General features: G+C 36.1%; 17 protein-coding genes and 1 pseudogene. 3 read left to right on the top strand and 15 right to left on the bottom strand.

Going from position 1 to position 18,383, the window contains the following annotated elements; translation table 11 throughout:
* Together BJR36_RS20590 and BJR36_RS18320 are read left to right on the top strand one after the other, a co-directional pair.
* Positions 1–245 (top strand): annotated as a pseudogene (locus BJR36_RS20590) (hypothetical protein); the annotation flags it as partial.
* Entirely contained in the window at positions 235–423 is a 189-nt protein-coding gene (locus tag BJR36_RS18320) for a hypothetical protein (RefSeq protein WP_091236882.1), read from the top strand. The pseudogene BJR36_RS20590 and the gene BJR36_RS18320, both read left to right, overlap by 11 nt.
* A 384-nt stretch (positions 424–807) precedes the next feature.
* On the opposite strand, the gene BJR36_RS18310 is transcribed toward BJR36_RS18320, so the two are convergent.
* The 15 genes from BJR36_RS18310 to BJR36_RS18245 all read right to left on the bottom strand — a co-directional run bounded on the left by BJR36_RS18310 (position 808) and on the right by BJR36_RS18245 (position 17,868).
* Complete coding sequence (locus BJR36_RS18310) at positions 808–1,593, bottom strand: hypothetical protein (protein WP_207648910.1); 786 nt, start codon at positions 1,591–1,593, stop codon at positions 808–810.
* Entirely contained in the window at positions 1,580–2,041 is a 462-nt protein-coding gene (locus BJR36_RS18305; protein ID WP_091236881.1) for a hypothetical protein, read from the bottom strand. The genes BJR36_RS18310 and BJR36_RS18305 overlap by 14 nt, the downstream gene beginning before the upstream one ends.
* A 173-nt stretch (positions 2,042–2,214) precedes the next feature.
* Positions 2,215–3,165, bottom strand: a complete 951-nt coding sequence (locus BJR36_RS18300; protein ID WP_091236880.1) for a toll/interleukin-1 receptor domain-containing protein — start codon at positions 3,163–3,165, stop codon at positions 2,215–2,217.
* A 166-nt stretch (positions 3,166–3,331) separates the two neighbouring features.
* The gene (locus tag BJR36_RS21005) at positions 3,332–4,996 is read right to left on the bottom strand and encodes an ATP-dependent helicase (protein ID WP_330388000.1); all 1,665 of its coding nucleotides are present in this window, start codon (positions 4,994–4,996) and stop codon (positions 3,332–3,334) included.
* The gene (locus tag BJR36_RS21000) at positions 4,966–5,775 is read right to left on the bottom strand and encodes an ATP-dependent helicase (protein ID WP_330387999.1); all 810 of its coding nucleotides are present in this window, start codon (positions 5,773–5,775) and stop codon (positions 4,966–4,968) included. The genes BJR36_RS21005 and BJR36_RS21000 overlap by 31 nt, the downstream gene beginning before the upstream one ends.
* 677 nt (positions 5,776–6,452) lie before the next feature.
* Positions 6,453–6,734: a hypothetical protein gene (locus BJR36_RS18290; RefSeq protein ID WP_091236879.1), complete on the bottom strand. Its 282-nt coding sequence runs from the start codon at positions 6,732–6,734 to the stop codon at positions 6,453–6,455.
* A gap of 215 nt (positions 6,735–6,949) precedes the next feature.
* A complete protein-coding gene (locus tag BJR36_RS18285) occupies positions 6,950–10,177 on the bottom strand; it encodes a type I restriction endonuclease subunit R (protein ID WP_091236878.1) in 3,228 nt (1,075 codons plus the stop codon).
* A 16-nt stretch (positions 10,178–10,193) separates the two neighbouring features.
* Entirely contained in the window at positions 10,194–11,315 is a 1,122-nt protein-coding gene (locus tag BJR36_RS18280; protein WP_091236877.1) for a restriction endonuclease subunit S, read from the bottom strand.
* Positions 11,312–12,097 (bottom strand): hypothetical protein, encoded by a 786-nt coding sequence (locus BJR36_RS18275; RefSeq protein WP_091236876.1) that lies wholly within the window; start codon positions 12,095–12,097, stop codon positions 11,312–11,314. Before BJR36_RS18275 ends, BJR36_RS18280 begins: the two co-directional genes overlap by 4 nt.
* A 2-nt stretch (positions 12,098–12,099) precedes the next feature.
* Entirely contained in the window at positions 12,100–13,662 is a 1,563-nt protein-coding gene (locus tag BJR36_RS18270) for a type I restriction-modification system subunit M (protein WP_091236875.1), read from the bottom strand.
* Entirely contained in the window at positions 13,649–13,879 is a 231-nt protein-coding gene (locus BJR36_RS18265) for a helix-turn-helix domain-containing protein (protein ID WP_091236874.1), read from the bottom strand. The genes BJR36_RS18270 and BJR36_RS18265 overlap by 14 nt, the downstream gene beginning before the upstream one ends.
* Positions 13,880–14,331: 452 nt before the next feature.
* Entirely contained in the window at positions 14,332–14,991 is a 660-nt protein-coding gene (locus tag BJR36_RS18260; RefSeq protein WP_091236873.1) for a hypothetical protein, read from the bottom strand.
* A 20-nt stretch (positions 14,992–15,011) separates the two neighbouring features.
* Positions 15,012–16,010: a hypothetical protein gene (locus tag BJR36_RS18255; protein ID WP_091236872.1), complete on the bottom strand. Its 999-nt coding sequence runs from the start codon at positions 16,008–16,010 to the stop codon at positions 15,012–15,014.
* 61 nt (positions 16,011–16,071) lie between these two features.
* Positions 16,072–16,881 carry a DUF2971 domain-containing protein gene (locus BJR36_RS18250; RefSeq protein WP_169823777.1) on the bottom strand — a complete coding sequence of 270 codons (810 nt, stop codon included), beginning with the start codon at positions 16,879–16,881 and terminating at the stop codon, positions 16,072–16,074.
* 498 nt (positions 16,882–17,379) lie between these two features.
* Complete coding sequence (locus BJR36_RS18245; RefSeq protein ID WP_091236870.1) at positions 17,380–17,868, bottom strand: hypothetical protein; 489 nt, start codon at positions 17,866–17,868, stop codon at positions 17,380–17,382.
* Between BJR36_RS18245 and BJR36_RS21070 the strand changes: the two genes are divergently transcribed.
* Positions 17,792–18,178 (top strand): helix-turn-helix domain-containing protein, encoded by a 387-nt coding sequence (locus BJR36_RS21070; RefSeq protein ID WP_334292934.1) that lies wholly within the window; start codon positions 17,792–17,794, stop codon positions 18,176–18,178. The two genes, BJR36_RS18245 and BJR36_RS21070, sit on opposite strands and share 77 nt — an antisense overlap.
* Positions 18,179–18,383: the final 205 nt, after the last annotated feature.

Raw genomic sequence — 18,383 nt, 5'->3', positions numbered from 1 at the left:
TCAGACCAGCTTCCAGAGGAATGCAGGAAACCACGCCGTTTATAAATCAAGCGGCGTTAACTTTATCGTCAGGCGGATGGTTTGACGTTTACATTACAACCAACATGGGGTTTGAAGAATGGGCTGAATTTCCGAACCATCTGTCTTACCGGTGTGACCGGATACAGATCGCAGGAAAAAGCTACAGGTTAGAAAACCGAAAATCATTTTTAGAAAGCAGAGGAGTAGATGACGATGAATCATAAAATCACTTTAGAAACTGCACTAGAGGCTGCAAACATCCTTCGCGTCATGTGCGACAGCGAGGAAGAAACCAACAAACTTTTGAGAGAACGGATCCATCAGCTTGAAATGGTATTGATAGAACACAATATCGCAATACCGGATTATGAAATGTGGCATGGAGAATTTCCAACGGTATAAAATCTCAAAGCAAAACCCACGGAGAAATCCGTGGGGTACTAAAAGCAAAAGTGCTGTATTTTATTTGCCAAAAAGGTCAGCCGAGTAAATCTTTACACCATTGCGCAGCACATCCTCAATGTCACACTTAGCCATCTCGCCTTGCAACCGCTTTAAAAACTGTTATTTCTTGATTTCGCTTTACTACCATTTTTCCAATACACCCCACTTAGTTTGATACCGGAAATGAAAGAGCCGGATCTCGTCGATGGAGTGATCTCGGTTATAGTCAACATTGTTGTTTTGTTCATAGGCGTTCTGTTCTACCATCCACTTCACAATCAATACCTCAAGATCACTTTCTTTGGTATTAGTAAATACCATGTCTATAACCTCTATTCATACTCATAGTAAAGGCTGAACAAATTGGATTAATGTTGCAACTGCTGCTGCGAATTCGGCGGTACCTTTAATCATTTTCAAGCCTGAAACCGCTGTTTTCAAGAAACCTTTTCTGGGTTTTCCCGATTTTATTTCATCTTCGATAACTTCTAAGCTGCTCTCCAAAACCTCAGCATCTTCTTGTGGTAGTTCAATAGCCTTAATTCTTACAGCTTGCACCAATTTTTCCAGCTGTGCAGCATCAATCCCAACAGTGCTTGTTGCCGTGATTGATGCATTATCATTGGCGATATTGACTTGTCCATTCTGCACAGTAATGGAATACGTAACTTTTTCGTCTATTCCCATATCAATTCCTATCTTCGTTAAGTAACTCTCTATATGGCGAATCAGCACCATAACAACACGGTCATTAAATCCTTTAATCTTGTCTTGAAATTTCTTTGAAGATGAATATCCCACGGCAACACCATAATGAATTTCGATTCCATTTTCGGCAATATAATTCACAATTCCAAAGACATTCCGAATCTCTTCAGCATCTGCATCGCCAAGAGAAAAAATACTCCTTCCGTAAGAACGACTAATCTCGTCAAACTCTTGTTTCAAATCTTGTTCACAATGTCCGCAGTCTTTAATGTAATCAAGAATAATAGGCGTATTCTTTATAAAGGCAACAAATTTTGACACAACATTCGTATAGTCATTAAAATCGGCTTGTAGAAGGCGATTTGAGATACTGTTGAAATCATATATAATCTTTCTTAACTCTGCTCTATTCAACTTCATAATTTTTCACCCCACAAAACGGGCAATAGCACCCGGTCATCTTTAGAATCGGCTTAATTTTAGCCGTACGCTTGCAGCACGGAAAGGTTACGATTTGTAACGCTTCGATACCAGAACGAATAGGGTTTTCAGGCTCGTGCTTAGGCCGCTTTCCTGCCTCAAATTTCACAGGTCCATTCCTAAATTGACGCTCCATTTTCTTTAATTCTTCATGAATCATGTCCATTGCCCTGTTTTGCACCATCGCCATCTCCAGCTCTAATACATCCTCTGTAATGTAGTTTTCTCCTGCAAGCCCACAGCTTGGGCAAAACAGCTCTAATATCCCGTCATCTTCAATATCAGAAGGTGTGGCTTTAAAATATATACCACAATTTGGGCATCGAAGAAGGACATATCCGTCATTATCTGTTGGTATTGAGATTTTCATTTGAAAATCTTTGCTCATGTTATTCTTCCTCCATTTCGTACACATTTGTGGCATTCTCGCTTTCTTCTTTGTCAGCGGTTTTCACATATTTTTGTTTTCCCGTCATTGATTACATCCAAAAGGCAGAAGTCGATTCAATACAATCGCCCCGAGTTTTGCAACAAAAATTCCGTTCTTTTGAATAGTATACCCTAAAAAATTATTTCATTCGCCAGTTTATTTATTTCATCAAAATGCTTTTCTTGCATTTTCTTTTGGCGTTCAGTTTCTTGCGCCTGTTGATTGAGAATAGCCCTTTCTTTTTGGTTTGCTATATCAACAGAAAGCATCAAAGTTTCTTTATGATATTTATTAACTTCCTCTATCGTTGTACCATTAAGCCAAATCGCATCGCCAATTACACTTGCGATCTTAGGTCGATGCATCGTGGTGTATTTCGGTGGATGATTCCAAGTCTCTATAAACAAGGTTTTCCATAAATAGCTTGGTGTTCGTGAAAGTCTGAATGGCATCTTATACAAAGCTGATCCTCTTGTTCCGTCTAGCTTTGGCATAGAGACCTCCTCTGTTATAATGCCCAGGATTTTTATATCTTCTTCGGTATTAATTATATCTTTTTCTTTTGCATGAATTTCATTTATATTTGCTTTTTGACGTATATAATCTGGCCTAGTTCCAAGTGGCGGTTTTTGACTTCGTGTACCATATAATGTTATCAATAAATTTTTATAGGCATCTTCAGCTTTCACATTGTCACTAAAATCAACATCAAGCTTTCCTTCTAGCCATGTAGGGATAGCATTTTGTCGAGAACCTTTTCTTAAAATCGGAATAAACTTCCTTTCGTTATGCTTCGAGAACATTTCACCTGTGATGATATGGCCTTCGTAACCCACGCCTCCAATTCTATCATTTGCCTTTTCTTTATAGTGGGGTGTGCATATTATCAATACATAGTCGGCTTCTCTGATAGACGTCTCCATATACTGTGGTAATCGATCGCCAGGTTGCAGCTCAAATTGATCGATTGTCGCATTAACACCATCATTTCTCAGCTTAGTTGCCAAGTCCTTTACCCATAATCTGTGTGATTCATCTTCCCATGAGTAGGAAATAAATACATTCGGCTTTTCTTTTTCCATGATTTTCATCTCCAAAATTTGTAATACTCAATTACAAAAATAATTTAATGATAACTATATTGTAAGACAACGTCTTAATTATTGATACATCACAAGGAATAAAAGACGCACTTACACGTATTATAGAAATGGCATACCGAATAAATTTGCCTTTTCAGTACGGGTGCTATTTTGATTTTTCAAATATAGAACGAAAAAAGCTTCCTTTTATCTCTTTTTGCTCACAACCCTCATTTGTTGCTGTGAACGCCAAATTCTTCGGTATATGCCATTCTTCTTTGCATTTCATTATTTCATCTTCTATCTCATTTTTCAACTCTGGCGTTTTCATTTCTTCCTTCAAACAAATGGCTTCCAAGTTTTCTGTCTCTGAAATTGTGCTTTTTTGTTTCTCACCATCAAATACTTCGCAAAGTTCTTTTGATTCTGTTTTGTCCGAAAAATCTGTTTTCTCCATTTCTTTCAACATACTCACTCGCTCTAATGGAGTTTTTATACTTAGATTCCTCTCTGTCTGGGCATTATCAAATTTTATTGCATACGCTGCTATCTCATTTTTTATATCTATAATTCTTCCGGTTCCAAATATTTTGTGTTTTACTGTATCACCGATATGGAAGCATGTTATTGGCATCAATATTTTTTCTTCATTTGTTTTTATAAATTCTTTTGCATCATCAATCAACCGTTCTTCAAGCTCAACCGAATAACTCAAATATGCTTTATCTGTATTGAAAATGAAACGCGAGGGATATCTAAATGAGTTGTCATAATTTAAGCCTTCTGCATCACTTAAAAATAGGGCATTTTCGGCTCTTGTGTACGCAACATAAGCCATACGTCGCTCTTCTTCCAATTTATCTTCTGTATCCACATGCTTAGACGGAAAAATCCCCTCATTAAGACCGCAGATAAATACATATGGAAATTCCAATCCTTTTGCTGTATGTATTGTCATCATTTTTACAGAATTTTTTTCGTAGTCCTTGTCTACATTAGAAAACAAAGCTACATTTTGCAAATATTCCTCCAGGCTATTTTTTTCTCCTGATGTTTTTTCAAATTCAAAAACAGATTGTTTTAATTCCGATAAATTGTCAAGTCTTTCTTGTTCTCCCGCTTGTCTTAACATTGATTCATACCCACTCTCATCAAGAATGTTAGATAATATGTCTGATAAGCTAAGTTCTTTAAAGAGTTTACTGTATTTTTCTACAACCCCTACAAAGCTTGCTGCATCTGTGCTCGAAATTAAATTATCTTCCATATTATCTTTCAGCGCATTATATAATGAACAATTATGTAATTCTGCATATTCTTTAAGAAATAGCATTCTTTTTTTACCGAAATTTCTTTTGGGTTCGTTTATTACACGTTGAAATGACAAATCATCTGCATAAACAACCATTCTCAGGTAAGATACAATATCTTTAACTTCTTTTCGTTTATAAAATTCAATACCACTATATAGGGTGTAAGGTATCTTTTCTCTAAAAAAGATTTCTTCAATACTTCTTGAGACAAAATGTGCACGATATAAAATTGCGATATTACTATACTTTTTCCCATTTTCAAGCAGACTCTTTATCTGATTTGAAATCCATTCAGCCTCCATTTTTGTTGTCCTGGCATGTTTGTATATTGTCGGAACATTTGTTTCTTTCATTGCGATTAATTCTTTATCAATTCTTTTTTTATTATTCTTTATTAATGAATTCGATGCATCTAATATGTTCGGCGTTGATCGATAATTCTTATTAAGAAGTATCGTTTTAGTACCCTCGTGACAGTTTTCAAAATCTAAAATATATTCAATACGAGCCCTCTCCATGAATATATAGTTTGATCCGGATCCCCAACAATAAAAAGATTCTTATGGTAACCACTTAATACCTCCGCCAATTGATAATGACTTGCATTAACATCTTGAAACTCATCTACCATAACATACATCATACGTTCTTGCCATTTATCATGCTTTTCTTTAAAACTTTCAAGAATATATAACGCAACCGTTATCAAATCATCAAAATCCAGACCATAACATTTCTTTTGTTCATACAAATAACCCAGAAAAATCTTTTGTTCAGTATCCTTTGTATTTTCGTAATCAGCTTTTAATTTCTTGTTATCTAAATCAATCAAATATGGGATGTGAGCATATAATAACTTTGCGTGATTAATATATTTTCTAGCCATGTCAAAGGTATAACTTCTGGATTGAATATTGCAGGCTTCATACACGATCTTCAAAATAGCTTCAGTATCTTCTTCATCCATCACAATAAAATTCTGTGGGTAATTTATCGCATGAATATCCTCCCGTAGCAATTGCACGCAAAATCCATGAAATGTACACACGAGACCAGTATCACTATCACCTATCATGTTTCTGATTCTTTTTTTCATTTCATTAGCGGCTTTGTTTGTAAAAGTTGCACACAATATATTCGAGGTGGAAATTCCAAGTTCATTTACTAAATAAGCATATCTGTGCGCTAATGCTTTTGTTTTTCCCGAACCAGCTCCGGCAATTATTCTTACATATCCCTCGGTAGTGGTAACTGCTTCCTTCTGTTCCTCATTCAATCCTGACAATATATCCTCCATAACAAATACCACTCGCTTTCATGAATAGAATTCTATTGTTGAAGTTCCCAAATTATTTAATATATGTTATTAAACATAAGTGCTATAAAACTTATTTTGCAATTTTTCTTAAAACAAGCATTACCATTTCACTTGATTACAAGAATAAAAGCATGCAATAATTTTACCATACTTGTAATGAAATGACCACTAATGCATTTCAACAACACATTCCAAACGAAATTCACTTACAATATTTAAAAGCTCGTCAAAAAACGCAAGAAATATTTTTCGAAACACCTTAATGCTCAAAAAATATCCTCTGTTGTTCAATACTTTTGTTATAATCTTTATTTTTCTATATTTGAATGCTCAATTTGGCAATTCAGACTGATACACGCCGAGATTCCTGCTTGAAATATTGCACCCTGTACTCCTACACAATTAGATTTATCGAACTAAACCCGAATGTTGTAAACGACAAGCATCTTCTATTATATTCCATTTTTATTCATTACTTGCAAACCTATCTTTTTAACACTTGCTGATATGTCTTGATATAATCTTCAGTTGTTTGGAACTGTCAAAGGAAATTCAGTGAGTTTATACGACTACACTTTTCTTGACAATTCCACATATATATCATTGTCTATCTCTATTAGCACATACTATACTTTCTGAATTATTATTATCTCACATCAGCCCAAAAATCCAATCTCCACCAGGTTTACTAACAAAAGGTCCAAATAATGATGTACCACGCCAGACGGACTGACCGCATACCAGTCGCCCGTATTTGTATCACGTGTAAGATGCCCCGCGGCAGGATGCCCGTCATCAGTCCAACCAATAAAATAGTCACCCTCGCCTAGCGTCCAGCTGCGATCTCTGGCAGCACAATAGATATGCACGCCTGCGCTATCCGTCGATACCGTACCTACATATTTATCCGGAACACTAAATCCACCTATTTTTTCCATATCCTATACCTTCTGATTATCATCTCACATCATATTACATCAACCCAGGTGCCAGTGTTGTTAGCGCCTACGATATGATCAGATAGCAATAATCCCCAAAATCCGCGTACTCCGTGTACTTGCAATCGCTCACAAGGTCATTCTACCTCTTGCAATAGCTTGTAGCCGAGACCCAAACAAGTTACCATAACCTCCCCCCATACATCAAATCATTATCACTGATCATCTAAATCATACTGATTCGGACTTTCTGCCACCATCGACAGATTGCTTTCTGAATCATTATCATACATCACTTGTTTATTCTCTTTTTCTACAAACGAACTCGAACCTCCAACACCAAAATATTTCTCGAAAAAAGTCTTGAGTTTGTCAATGATACCTTGCTTTTTCTCGGCTCTGCCGCCACCTCCGAATCTGGAAACGGGTGGCATTATCTTATCAATATCAGTTCCTGCAGTCTTGATTTCACCATCACGGAATGCATTCTCAAGGAATTTGCGAGTATCTTCTGGTTTCAGTTTTTCTTCTGTGATAATCGTTTGAAGATCCTGTTCCCGCTGTTTCACGACATAATCGTGCCATTCTAGCATAATATCGTCTGCATCGTTGACACCTGCAATAAAGGTTTCAATAAGCTGCTTCTTACTTCTCAGTTCTGGACTTGCATCGATTGCCTTTTTGATAGTAATCAGAACTTCTTTATCTTCACAGTGGGTATCATGGTATTTCTTTACAAGCATTAGAACATAATCGATATTGATTTCAATCTGTTTGATCAGTTCCACTTCAAATACGATGTCATCGATAATATCCGTACTTTCCCCAGCTTCACGCTTGCGTTTCCATTCGTCACGCAAGTCCTGATACCTGCCAAGGTAATCCTGCAGATCTCTTTCCGTAATCAATTCCTGTTCCTTAAATTCATCAAATGATGTAAGGAGATTCCTCATTCGTAGAATCGAACCAAAAAGCGAAATGAAGTCCTTCTGGTTCTGTTCTCCGATGATCTGTGGCTCTGCAAGCGGAAACGTTTCCATTAGTTCCTCCATCATATCCACATATCCTGGCATCGGCTTATCATCTGCAGACGTGTATCCATAGTAATAATCCTTGAAACTCTTCATCAGAACGATACCTCCGGCATTCTTGTCACCAAAGAGGGATATCGCACTATCCACACGCTTCTGCAAATTACGGAAACATACGATATTACCGAATGTTTTGATAGAATTTAAGATTCGATTCGTTCTGGAAAATGCCTGAATCAGTCCGTGCATTTTCAAATTTTTATCTACCCAAAGGGTATTCAAAGTTGTGGCATCGAATCCGGTTAGGAACATATTTACCACAATTAGCAGATCCAGTTCTTTATTCTTCATACGAAGAGAAACATCCTTATAGTAATTCTGAAACTTATCGCTTGAAGTATCATAGTTCGTACGGAACATTTCATTATAATCCTTAATTGCAGATTCAAGAAAATCACGGGAATTCTGGTCAAGAGCAGAGGTATCCTCTGAGTTCTCCTCATCTAAAATCCCATCCGTTTCTTCCTCATTTGCGCCATAACTGAATATGGTAGCTACACGTAATTTCTTCGTTGGATCGGCAGCCATCTGCTTTCTAAATTCTTCATAATACAGCTTTGCCATTGGCACAGATGCCACCGCAAATAGGGAGTTGAATCCGCTGACACGCTGCTTTTGTTTGATTTCTTCTACCGAGCCTCTTTGGGCAGATGCAACTTCTGTAATATTGGTAAGGGAATTAAAAATGTAAGTCTTATCCCCACGATAAGTCTTCTGGTCAAAATGCTCCAGCATGTATTTCGCCACAAGTGATATACGCTGTGGTGCCATCATTGCCTTTTCTCGATTGATATCCCACACCATCTCGTCATCAATCGCTTCATCAACATCCATCGTCTTGATATAATCTACACGAAATGGCAGAACATTTTTATCATTGATCGCATCCACAATGGTATATGTATGCAGCTGATCACCAAAGGTCTGCGCTGTAGTAAGAAACTCTAGATTCTTCTTTGCAGAACTGGAATTAGCCGGAAAAATTGGCGTCCCGGTAAAACCGAACAAATGATATTTCTTAAAATTCTTCACGATTGCGGTATGCATATCCCCGAACTGACTACGATGACATTCATCGAAGATAATCACAACGTGCTTTAAAAACACCTCATGTCCCTGGTATTTCTTTATAAAAGTTGCCAATTTCTGAATTGTGGTAATAATGATATGTGCATCCGGATTTTCCATCTGCTTTTTCAAAATTGCCGTAGAGGTATTGCTGTTGGCAGCACCTTTCTCAAAACGGTCGTATTCCTTCATAGTCTGATAGTCCAGATCCTTACGGTCTACCACAAATAGCACTTTGTCGACATAAGGTAGTGACGATGCAAGTCTTGCCGTTTTAAACGAAGTCAATGTTTTTCCAGAACCTGTGGTGTGCCAGATATACCCGCCTCCTGCCACACTGCCATACTTCTTGTAATTATTGGCAATTTCTATTCTGTTTAAAATACGTTCCGTTGCCGTAATCTGATAAGGACGCATCACCATCAGCATATTTTCTGATGTAAAAATACAATACCTGGTCAGAACATTTAACAATGAATGCTTTGCAAAAAATGTTTTTGTAAAATCAATCAAGTCAGGAATCACACGGTTATTGGCATCCGACCAAAAGCAAGTGAACTCAAAACTGTTGCTTGTCTTACCTTTCTTTGTATTTCCAGATGCTGCATCCTTGATAGCGTTAAAACGTGTACTATTGGAATAATATTTGGTATTCGTTCCATTTGATATAACGAACAACTGCACATATTCAAACAGGCCACAACCCGCCCAAAAGGAGTCACGCTGATAACGGTTAATCTGATTGAAAGCTTCTCGGATTGCCACTCCTCTGCGTTTCAGTTCGACATGAACCACAGGCAGACCATTAGCAAGGACAGTAACATCATAACGGTTGTCATACTTTGCACCCTCTGCTGTTCCAATCACATACTGATTAATGACCTGTAAAAAGTTGTTGTGAATATTGGTTTTATCAATCAGTTTAATATTCTTAGAAGTTCCATCATCACACTTAAGTACCTGGACAAAATCCTCCTGTATCTTTCGGGTCTTCTCCACAATATTTTCATTTGGATTTGCTACAGCATTTGAAAAAAACTGTTTCCATTCAGCATCGGAGAACTGATAGCGGTTCAGTATCTCCAGTCTTTTACGCAGATTCGCAATCAAATCGGTCTCTGTATGGATTTGCAGATACTCATATCCCTGTTCACAAAGAAGGCGGATAAATTCCTTTTCCAATGCGGCTTCACTTTGGTAACTGTCAGAACGTGCTTTAACTGGTTCATACTCTGTTACTACGGTGTTTTCACTTGTCTGTGCAACAATATTGAAATAAGGCACAATATTCGTCTCCTTTCTACGAGAGTTCTTTGAATGTTAATAGCTTGTCACGATAATACTCATATTGTTTTTGGCGAGCTTCAATTTCGGCTGGAAGCCCTGTGGAAATATCGTTACAGAGAATATCGAAACGATCAAGTAATTCTACAATACGTTTTTGTTCTTCTATTGGTAGTACTGGTACTTTTACTCTGCTAATATTATCATTATAAAGCCTTGATATAGTTCCACCTGTTGATACTTGCCACGGTTGAAGCTGATAATAATGCCGTAAAAAACAGTTTAAAACTTTATTTTCATTATTTGCAATCCAAACTATATTCGAATCCTGAAAATATGCAGGTTCACCATCAAAAACAACTGTTCTTCCTATAGTTCCAGCTGCTGAAATCAAAACATCACCTTTCTTAGGATACGAATATAAAGTCTTATATTTTTCAAAAGTTTCCTTTGAAATATACGCATTTGCTTTTCCACCAAAAGTCCCTATCTTAAAAAAAGGAACCTCCCCATCAGAACTAGTTTCCGCTTTCATAATTCGCTTACACATTGATACTTTTCCAATTTCTCCAAGTGTTATCCATTCAATATCCGGATTATCAAAACAAAGCAACTGGCCTCTATAATATTCATACTGTTTCTTTCTCGCTGTAAGCTCTGCTGTAAGCTCTGCTGTAAGCTCTGTGAAATTGTCCAAAATTCGTACAATTTCCTCCTGAACGGGTAAAGGGGGAATGGGGATTTTCACTTTATTTAAAACCTTTTGTGTAAGACTTGGAACCCCTCCAGCAGTATTTAAATTTTCAAGATGCATTTTCTTTAAACAATAATACACATATTTTGGTTCTGCCAGAGTGCTGTTAATAACAGTGTAAAAAATAGTATCTACATTCCAAAAAGGTTTATCTACGAAGTAAAGTTTATCAATTGAACCTTTCCTAGGAATTAGCACAGAAGGTTTATTATAAACAAATTTATCTACATATGTCATAATACCACCTGAGCCATAAACTGGAATATCTCCTTTAGAGAAAGTTTTATAATCACTTCCATTTTTAATCGTTAAAATATCCTTTAGTTCTTTATTTTCTACTCCATTTTGGCAAAATTCAGTTATAAGTTGTTCAAGTTTTGTCATTGTGATTCGCCTCCGTCATTCCATCCCAAGGACCCAATTGCATTCATTAGTTCTTCATTATTTTTTACATTGTCAAGAACCCCAACAATAAGCCTGTGTAATGATTCATATTTTAACAACGCCAATTCTTCGTTATATTCACCATGCACAATTTCACTTAATTCACTAAATAACATATAACCATTTTCGGAAAACTCTCTTGGGATAATTGAACATTGATTATCTACTTCTTTTAGCAAATCCTTGAATGTTTTTCTTTTCCCCTTAACATTAGTTGTAGATATTTCTGCCGCTTTCGCAGTTTTTAAAGTTATCTGCTCAAAAATTTTACGCAAATATACCATTGCTCCTGCACCGAGTTGATCGCGATTAGCACGTCCTGATTTTTCTAGAAGTTCAGAAAAATCACCATACTTTGCATCGTTTATTTTTACTAGATCCGACAATCTTTCGCTACGTTTTAGAATTCGAACTCTTGGTGTCTGTCCACATATATCATCATCACTCTCAACCAAAAACCATACTTGAACACTTGTGCCACAGCCACAGGTCATAACACAATCTATACTCACAATTTGTTTGTTTGCAAAAACGCAACATATATTCCCTCGTGATGTGAACGTCCTGACATCGTCGCACCTAGAGCAGAAATAATTCAACATAACATTTCCAACACTCAACGATACTTGCTGTCCCATGTTCCCTTTTTTATTAACTAAAAATCCATCAATTTGAACAAACTCTTTTTGAGGTGCTTTAGATAAAATGTCACTTAGTCTCATATCTAACCCTCTATTTCTTCAATGATGTTTCGAATAGCTTCTCGCAGTTCATTCTCACGCATAACAATTTCTTCAATCTCCGCATTCAGTTTCATGATATCAATCTTTTCACGAGTGTCCTCTGCCTCCACATAAGTTGATACAGAAAGATTGTAATCATTTTCTGTAATTTCATCATAAGATGCAAGATGGGAGAAATGTTTCACTTCCTCACGACAGGCAAAGATATCAACAATTCGTTCGATATTCATTGGTGTCAATTTATTGTTATTGGTAACCTTAATACACTCTTTAGATGCATCCACAAATAATGTCTTATTGTCTGATTTACTTTTTTTCATAACCATAATGCAGGTTGCGATACTTGTTCCAAAGAACAGGTTACTTGGTAACTGAATAACACAGTCAACAAAGTTATTATCAACCAAGTATTTACGAATTTTCTGTTCTGCACCACCACGATACATTATGCCAGGAAAACATACAATTGCAGCTGTCCCATTCGATGCCAACCAGGAAAGACTGTGCATAATAAACGCAAGGTCCGCCTTACTCTTTGGTGCAAGGACTCCGGCAGGTGCAAAACGAGGGTCATTGATCAGTAATGGGTTCTCATCGCCAGGCCATTTGATAGAGTACGGTGGATTTGATACAATAAGTTCAAACGGCTCATCGTCCCAGTGTTGTGGGTGTGTCAGTGTGTTTTCACAGGCAACATTAAATTTATCAAAACCTACGTCATGCAAGAACATATTGATACGGCAAAGGTTATATGTCGTAATATTGATTTCCTGTCCATAATAGCCATTTCGAACAGCATTTTTACCCAAAACATTTTCCACTTTCAGCAACAAGGAACCTGAGCCACAAGCCGGATCATATACCTTGTTGATTTCTGTTTTTCCAATCGTGCCCAATCTTGTCAATAATTCCGAGACATCTGCAGGTGTATAGAACTCCCCACCTGACTTACCGGCATTTGATGCATACATGGACATAAGATATTCATAAGCATCCCCAAATGCGTCAATGGAATGATCTTTTACTTCTCCAAGATTCATCAACCCTACGCCATTTATTAACTTGACCAGGTTTTCATTTCTTCTGGCAACTGTCGAACCAAGCTTATTGCTATTTACATCAAAATCATCAAACAGTCCTGCAAAATCATTCTCAGCCTCACTTCCTTTTGCTGATTCCTCAATATGGCGGAACACCCTTTCCAGTGTTTCATTTAGATTTTCATCATTTACCGCCCTAACTTTTAGATTGCAGAATAATTCGCTCGGCAAAATGAAGAATCCTTTTTCCTGCACCAAGCTTTCTCTGGCTTCTTCTGCTTCTTCATCTGCCATTTTTGCATAGTCAAAATCTGTGTTTCCTGCTTCGCTTTCTCCGCCATTAACATAGTTACAGAGATTCTCTGAAATATATCTATAGAACATGGTGCCAAGTACATAGTTCTTGAAATCCCATCCGTCCACAGCACCTCTTAATTCATCCGCTATTGCCCATATTGCGCGGTGTAACTCATCACGTTCCTGTTCCTTTTTAGTATCGATCATTGTTCTCTCCTCCGTCCTCTGGAACAAACTCCAGAATACCATCAACGCCGCAGTTCATAACCCGGCAAATACTTTCTATACTTTCTAAAGACACATATCCATTTCGTTTTAAACGAGTGATAATATTTGCTGAAAATCCTGCTTCTTGTTGTAATTGGGTATTTGTCATATCTTTTTCTATCAGTAAATGAAATAATTTCTTATAGCTGACTGCCATATTACACCTCCATCAATTCAGTATATAGACACAAAATAGTATATCACGAGAAAGTGAATTTTTCTATTTATATGTAATTTTCCCAATAAAGAAATATCCCTCAGTTACCACACCATTAAAGATACTATTGGGTTTTATTTTCTTGTTTTCCATAAGAAAACAGCAGCCAACCATCACAGCCGACTGCCATCAATCACTTATATTCCCCATACACCCCGATTTACATTTGCATTGCTCTGGTGACTTTCTCTATGATGAATTCACTGGTTATGTAGCCCTGCTTTTACATATATTGTAACACCATCGGGGAGTAACAGCAATCATACTCTCGTTTTTTTGAAGATTATCAACCATATTCAACGACAGAGCCTTTTGAAATGCAACTGCATGTGTCTCTATTTCATTTCACCTTATCATATTCTGCCCATTTCATTTTTTAACGCAATAGGTGCTCACGATTTTAACTGTTTACAAACAAAAGTATACTGTTCTTCAAAATCATCAAAAACATTAATTGTTTTTGTGATTGCACCACCACGAGTCAATATGATAAGTTGAACACAACCACCAATTCCTACTTTTTCTGGCAACATATCATCTCTTTCTTTCTGTTTCTCCATTATTCGAATAAAAGATTCTTCAATATGGTTACCATCAAAACCGATTAGCTCCATGTTTAAAGTTCCATTTTCAATAAAAACCTCTGGTGGTTTTACGCCTATTCCATAGGCAATTTCTTCACTTTCAAAATTATTAGTTGATCTATATGCATATCCGTGGAAATTATTATCTAACTCGCTTAATCCAAATTGATAAATGGTTGTAGACAGTTCTGCATTGACAACTTCTCGTTTCATAAATTCCTTCAACCGCTGAGAAGTCAATAGATTCAGCTGATAAATCCCATTAGCAGCCATACGTTCTTGAACATAAGCTATCCAATGAATAATAGCTAGCATATTTCCTGTTCCACAAATAACACAGTTCATTTGAGGCAAATGAACAAATTTACTAACAAACTTGTAGGGCATTCTATTTTCCATACTTAAGGATAACGTATCCATCGATATGGAAACCATGTCCTCCATCAACAAAAAATTTAAAGCTGTCATCCCATTTTTCCTCCCACTTTCTAAAATAAATAATCTTCTATTTGAACGCTTAAAGCTTTAAGCTCTGAATACAGTTTTTCTTTCATCTCATAATAGTCTAATCCAAAATATTTCTTCGTAATACCAAACATCAAATCCGTATTATCCAATTCTGACTCCGTAATTAATTGCCCTAATCCATAGTGTGCCATACAATTTCGAACAGGTGCTGAAACCCATTCTTTACTCAGCATGAAATACGTCCCAAAAATCTGATTGATTTCGCTAATAATCTTCGTCAAATAGTAATATTCCAGGTATGCAATTCTAATCTTTGTTGGCATCTCTTCTTTAATAATCTTATCTACCAAGTACAGAACATAATTAATAGAGCACAGAACCGAAAACAACGCAAAGGCTTCTTTTGACTTATGTTTAATCGGTGTATGAGCCGGGAAATGATAATCTTTTGTCCTGTATGCCTGTACATCATCTGCACATAAGCTTTGAACTTGTCTACCTCCATAAAAAGCACACAACTTGCCGGCGACCACACTAATTTTGCATAGTTTTTCGCCATCAAGCATATAAGCATTCTCATTTAGTGGAGATACGTACATTTGACACATTACTGTATTCCCGCAAACTTGACTTCGATACAAGTCCACACCATAGTTATCATAAACCTTTAACCATTTGGCAATCGGCTTACATATTGATGAAAAATGTTCGTCACTTACTTGAAGAGCATCATACGTTTTATCGGCAAATTGTCTGAAACTCATATCATACAGCTTGTGCATCTGTCTTATTTGCGTGTAAAAAAAACGTTCTTCATCATTAAATATAGGAGAATTCAAGCCGACTTTCCTTCCCCATTGTTCTGCTCCATCAGCATATATTCCCAAATATGGAAATGACATTACTATATAGTTACTTTTAATTTGACTCCCCGTTTGAATTAATGAACGGATAAATGTAGCGTCCGATTGAATTAGTTTATATGCTGCTTTTTGTATGTTGGTCAGTTCTTTATTCAATAAAATCTCCATCCCCTATATACAATCCTGTTTTACTTCCATACTTTCTCATAATTACTACTTACTTAAACGTAATCGCATATCTCTCCGTAAGAGGCTTCGCTCTAAAGACCGGGATATTATGCTTTTCACCCACTTTGTTAAATTTCGCGATATCACTATCGTTCATACGACATCCCAGATAAATACCACTTACAAATGGAAATTCGACATATTCAATTCCACCAGTATCACATGCAATTCTCCATTCCTGTTCATGCTCCCACTGTCTGCTTTTAGTAAAGTAGTTATCAAATCCTCTTTCCTCTTTTATAAAACCATCCGTATAGTTTACTTTCGTTAATGCATTGACCAGTTCCCTATATTCAGGCAATATTGTATCAAATTTAAACTCAATGCATGCACCAGTATGATTATTGGCATAATACCCCCACATTAGTAACGAATACTTATTTTCGGAAAAACATGAAACCAAGTTATTATATGCATGTACCAATATATCTTTCCCTCCATGAATCTTATCTATTATCCACTCCGAAGTAATGTGCGGATATTTTTCAATTAACGATTCGGCAACAATATCGCTAATTGTTCCCATGTTCATATCATCTGTACAAGACGCTAAAATATTAATATCCTTCAAATAGTCTATAACCTCATCCTCCAAATATTTAAAAATCCGTCCCAACAGATTAGAAGCTGTGTTCATTGCCGTTCTAGCTTTTTCTTTATCCCAAATCATTGCACAATCGAAAATATCATTATAAGCTGCTGGATTTTCAAAGTGAATCTGTTTATTTTCAATAACATCAAGCGCATAATCAATATTTTCGAAATATTTATATAAAGGTTTATTTATTGTATTTATCATTTTTCTAAAATGCATATTTTACCATTTCTCCAATCAAAATATTTTAAAAACCACTTCATTTTATTCACTCTTTTTTGTCTGTTCCATGTTTTTTAACTAAAAACAGGAATAATCACCGATTTCTTCTAAAAAGTCTGATTCTTAAAGTGTACTCTTATCTAAAAATATTTGCAATAAATATTTCCACCATAATGCGTCCTATCTAATTTTTTACTCAGAGTAAAAAACAAGCATGAAGATTGCTTTTGCAAAATCCATGCTTATCATGTCTATTCCTATTTACGTAGCCGATGTAGTGGCTATCATTTTGATTTGGTGGTCTCCAGCTATAATGCTTTTTCTTTCTCAACCTGCTGTTGAAACTGTAAAGCTATTATAGCATAAGTGGCTGTTACTCTGCATCAGAAAAGGCACCAGCCTAGCAAGTGCCTATGACCTACTATTATTTTAAGTTAGCAACCCTGTTACTTCTTTCTGCGACTTTAGAAGAGACTTCTCTTACGATGATTCATCAGTGTTTTCTTCCACCATTTCATCAGAACCACTTGATTTTTCTAACTCAATTCTATTATTGATAATATCTTGCAATATTTTTTCCAAACTTTCTTCTGCATTTTCAAAATCAAATTGCTTTATTTTTTCTGTATCATTCGATAATTTTCCAAACTTCTTAACCAGGTAATATCGCATTAATCTATTAAAATGTATTGGCCAATCAGAAATTTCTGCCATTGTGTACTTTATGAAATCAATATCCTTTCTTGTTAAACAAACCAATTCATCATCATGTCTGTAGCTTCTAGAGATATCCCTTTTGATGTATGCAGATTCTAACGAATCTACATTATATAAATCCGAACTCTCTCCATCTTTTGTATAGTTAACATATAAATTTACAATTCCCAATTCAATGTTAAATTCATTCAGCATATCATCTAAAGTATTTTTCACATCTGTTGTATTGCAATTAACAAGTCTTATTCTCATAAAATCATCCTTCCCAGGGAAAATACCTCCTAAAATTATACTCTTTTTTAGGAGTATGTGCAATGAGAATTATTGCGTCTACTATTATACTAGAGGTGATACTATGATTTCTTATGCTCCGTTTTGGGCCACATTAAAAGAGAAAAATATATCTACATATCAACTGGTAACAGAATATCATATTAGTAGAAGTTTAATTGACAAATTAAAGCATGACAAAGGTCTAACAACTTCAACATTAAATGAATTATGCAAAATTCTGCATTGCCAATTGAATGGTATTGCTGAATATATCGAAGATAAGGAATGATTTGTGCGCAGCCATCTTATTAATAAATAAGACACCCGCATCGGGAACGCGAAAATTTGTCCCCCAGCTTTTTTTAATTATATTAAGCAGAAGAAAAATGATAATATAAAGGTTCTTCCTCACATCTTCGTATATACGTATGCAAATAACTGGTAGATTGTGTTATACTAATAATAAATATCCGTGAGGTGATCAAAATGCAGAG

The sequence above is a fragment of the Anaerobium acetethylicum genome, assembly GCF_900096945.1.
Lineage (GTDB): Bacteria > Bacillota > Clostridia > Lachnospirales > Lachnospiraceae > Anaerobium > Anaerobium acetethylicum.
This window is presented reverse-complemented; position numbering and strand designations above follow the sequence as displayed.